Source organism: Psychrobacillus sp., assembly GCF_056205495.1.
The window spans coordinates 1-3,426 of the sequence record NZ_JBAEAP010000278.1 but is presented as its reverse complement, the minus strand read 5'-3'; the positions used below and the strand labels follow the sequence as shown (position 1 = coordinate 3,426).

Below are 3,426 nucleotides of genomic sequence, written 5' to 3'. Positions count from 1 at the left end.
GGAAAAATGACTGGCCATATGTCGTAAATGGAAATGGTCCCTCACTAGAAATTGAAGGACCAGCGATTGAAGAAGTTGTATGGGAAAAGGACTTTGAGGAAAAGGATGATTTTAACGAACAATCATTGAATGCTCATTTTCAATCATTGAGAATTCCACTAGGGGAACACGTTGTTTCACTAAAAGACAATCCTGGTCATTTGCGTCTTTATGGAAAGGAATCTTTAACTTCTAAGTTTACACAGGCGTTTATAGCAAGACGTTGGCAGCATTTTAACTTCATTGCAGAAACTAAAGTTGCCTTCCACCCAAATACCTTCCAGCAATCAGCGGGTCTAGTGAACTATTACAACACAGAAAATTGGACAGCGCTACAGATTTCCTGGCACGAGGAAAATGGACGGATTCTGGAGATAAGTACATGTGATAACTTTGTATTTGACCAGCCACTCCAAGGAAAAGAGATTGTCCTACCTGAAGATGCAGAGTATGTATATCTACGTGTAGAGGTTAAGACATCTATTTATGAATACTCGTATTCATTGGATGGTGATCATTGGACAACGATTCCTCTTTCTTTTGCTTCCCATAAATTATCCGATGACTATATTCGTGGCGGAGGATTTTTTACAGGGGCATTTGTTGGTATGCAATGTCAGGATACATCTGGTCAAAGCATCCCTGCTGATTTTGATTACTTTGTTTATAAGGAAACAGAATGAGTCTTTAAAAAAAGAAGAGCTAAACTCTTACAACTGTTCTAGTAAGAGTTTAGCTTTTCTTTCTGTATTTTGTTAATTTACCATCTGCATAATTTTTCCCGTTTTAATCGACTCTAGGCAGGCCTCCATTACACGCATGTTTCCAATACTAAATTCGCCTGTCACCTCGGGATTTGTATTCGTTAAAATAGCATTGGAGAAGTGTTCGACCTCTATTCGATAAAGATCACCAGGAATATTTTCTTCACTTGTCATGTCATCTTGTTGAATCATTATTTTACCTAAGCCGCCGTTTTGGTCAGGACGAAATGCATATAGCACTTTAATCGTTCCTTTAGAACCCACTATTTCATATTCATTTCTCCCAGCCATGTCAAAGCTACAATTAAACGTAGCATGAATACCATTGTCTAGCTGTAAAGTCCCGAATGCACTTATGTCAACGTTAGTTTCCTTATCTAGATCTGCCATACAATGCACCCTAACAGGTTCTGCTCCGGTCATGTATCGAATGGCATGGATGCAATAACAGCCTACATCGAATAGACTACCCCCACCCATCTCTGGATTCATTCTAAACTCGTTTTGTCTATTTTCCATATAGAAAGAGTGGCTGGCAGTTATCAGTTTGATCTCTCCTATAACACCGGACGCGATGAGCTCTTTCACACGATTATGCTGAGGATGGAGCTGATACATGAAAGCCTCCATGAACTTAACATTTTGATCCTTACAGACTTCAATAATCTCGATTGCTTCTTGGGACGTAAGTGAAATTGGCTTTTCACAAAGTACGTGCTTCCCGGCCTTAGCTGCTTTAATCACCCATTCCTTATGTAAATGATTAGGTAAGGGAATATAGATTGCATCAATAGTTGGATTGGCAAGGAGCTCTTCATAGCTTTCATAAGCGATATTAATTTCTAATTCCTTTGCAACCTCATGCACTTTACTTCCTCTACTTGCAATAGCCACTAACTCTGCATTGCCCGCTCTTTGGATTGCCGGGATAAGCTGTTCTCTTGCAATCCTTGCCGTGCTTAAAACTCCCCAACGAATTTTTTTCTCCAATTAGACTGCCTCCTTGTAAGCATGTTTCTAATGCTTCATTCGGCAAAATGTGAGTGTTTTCCTCCTACTGCAAAATATACTTTTAGAAAGCTCTCCCCCTAAAATATTTTTCTGTTAAAATGATTATAGTTGTTTATCAAATAGAACTGGAACGGTGAAGAAAACTTGAAAACTTTTAAAAAGATGTATATAGAAATTACAAGTGTCTGTAATCTCGCTTGTAGTTTTTGTCCACCCACTGCTCGAAAGGCTAACATTATTAAATTAGATGCATTTAATAATATCCTTGACCAAATAAAGGACCATACGAGATATATTTACCTGCATGTAAAAGGAGAGCCACTACTCCACGCTCGTATCGATCAGCTTCTAGATGCTGCTCATGCAAAGGGATTTAAGGTTAACATCACTACTAACGGAACGTTAATCAAAAAGAATAGAGAAAAATTATTAGGTAAACCAGCACTTCGTCAAATCAACTTCTCTCTTCACAGCTTTGATGGTCATGAAGGATCTGAGAATCGTGAAAAGTACTTAGGGGATATCCTTGAATTTGTACGCGATTCGAGAGAGCATAACACAATTATTTCTTACCGTTTATGGAATCTCCAACAAGACCAGGTGTCAGACCTAGTACAGCGGAGAAATAGAGAAACATTAGAAATCCTTGAAAATGAGTACAACCTAGACTTCAAGATTGAAGAAAAGGTACAACCAGGTAAAGGGATTAAAATCGCTCCAAACGTCTTCTTAAACCAAGACCACGAATTCCAATGGCCAAGTCTACAGGCTCCAGAGGACGACGGGAAAGGTTTCTGCCATGCTCTTCGAAGTCAAGCTGCTATCCTGGTAGACGGAACTGTAGTGCCCTGCTGTTTAGACGGTGAAGGTGTCATAAACCTAGGTAATATCAATAAAACCCCCTTCTCTGAAATAATTGAAGGCGAGCGCGCAAATGCCCTATATGATGGATTTACACGAAGAGAAGCAGTTGAAGAAATGTGTAGAAAATGTGGGTATAGACAGCGATTTGGGGTTTAATCTAAAAAGAGATTGAGAAACACACAAAAATTTTACGACCGATGAATCTTTCGGAGCTTCTATTTAAATTTACTACGGGATTTCTAATCATCAAATGAAGAAAAAAGTGAAATCGAGTTTCCGATTTCACTTTTTTTAGTTAATACTAGTTTAGTTACAGCCTCTTATAGAAAACTAATATTAAATTGCACCTTTCTCGGAAAGTTCAACTAAAAGTTATTTTCGAGCCGGCAGGATGCATGGATGTTGTCATACTTTCTTCAAAGCAAGCCTCCACTTGAGTCTCCTACCTATTATGTTCAAATATTCCATAATTCTATTTATCAGAGCTTTGCTTTCTAATTATTTTTAAAAAGGAAGCACTTCATTTTCTTGGACATTCTCATCCACTTCTGGGTAATTCAGTTCATCCCAATCTTCATGCAAAATCCCATATGGGACCCCGCCTTCTGTATAACCTGCAATAAAAGCAAATTCTCCAAACAGTTCTTCCTCTTCTATTATATTTTTCTTCTTTTTACTTTTTCTCTTACTCATTATTATCTTCCCTTTTTCAATTCTAACTTTGTCAGGAACCGTTTTCCTTTTTAAT

The 3,426-nt window shown here is 38.1% G+C and carries 3 protein-coding genes and 1 pseudogene; 2 read left to right on the top strand and 2 right to left on the bottom strand.

Going from position 1 to position 3,426, the window contains the following annotated elements; translation table 11 throughout:
- Positions 1 to 722: beta-xylosidase family glycoside hydrolase (locus AC06OU_RS08090; RefSeq protein WP_475855116.1), on the top strand; the 722-nt coding region annotated here is incomplete at its 5' end.
- A gap of 72 nt (positions 723 to 794) precedes the next feature.
- Here the strand turns inward: AC06OU_RS08090 and AC06OU_RS08085 are convergent.
- The gene (locus AC06OU_RS08085) at positions 795 to 1,793 is read right to left on the bottom strand and encodes a Gfo/Idh/MocA family protein (protein WP_475855114.1); all 999 of its coding nucleotides are present in this window, start codon (positions 1,791 to 1,793) and stop codon (positions 795 to 797) included.
- Positions 1,794 to 1,958: 165 nt separating this feature from the next.
- Here AC06OU_RS08085 and AC06OU_RS08080 point away from each other — a divergent pair, with 165 nt between their 5' ends.
- Entirely contained in the window at positions 1,959 to 2,834 is an 876-nt protein-coding gene (locus tag AC06OU_RS08080) for a radical SAM/SPASM domain-containing protein (RefSeq protein ID WP_475855113.1), read from the top strand.
- Between the two features lie 348 nt (positions 2,835 to 3,182).
- Here the strand turns inward: AC06OU_RS08080 and AC06OU_RS08075 are convergent.
- A pseudogene (locus AC06OU_RS08075) lies at positions 3,183 to 3,426 on the bottom strand (hypothetical protein); the annotation flags it as partial.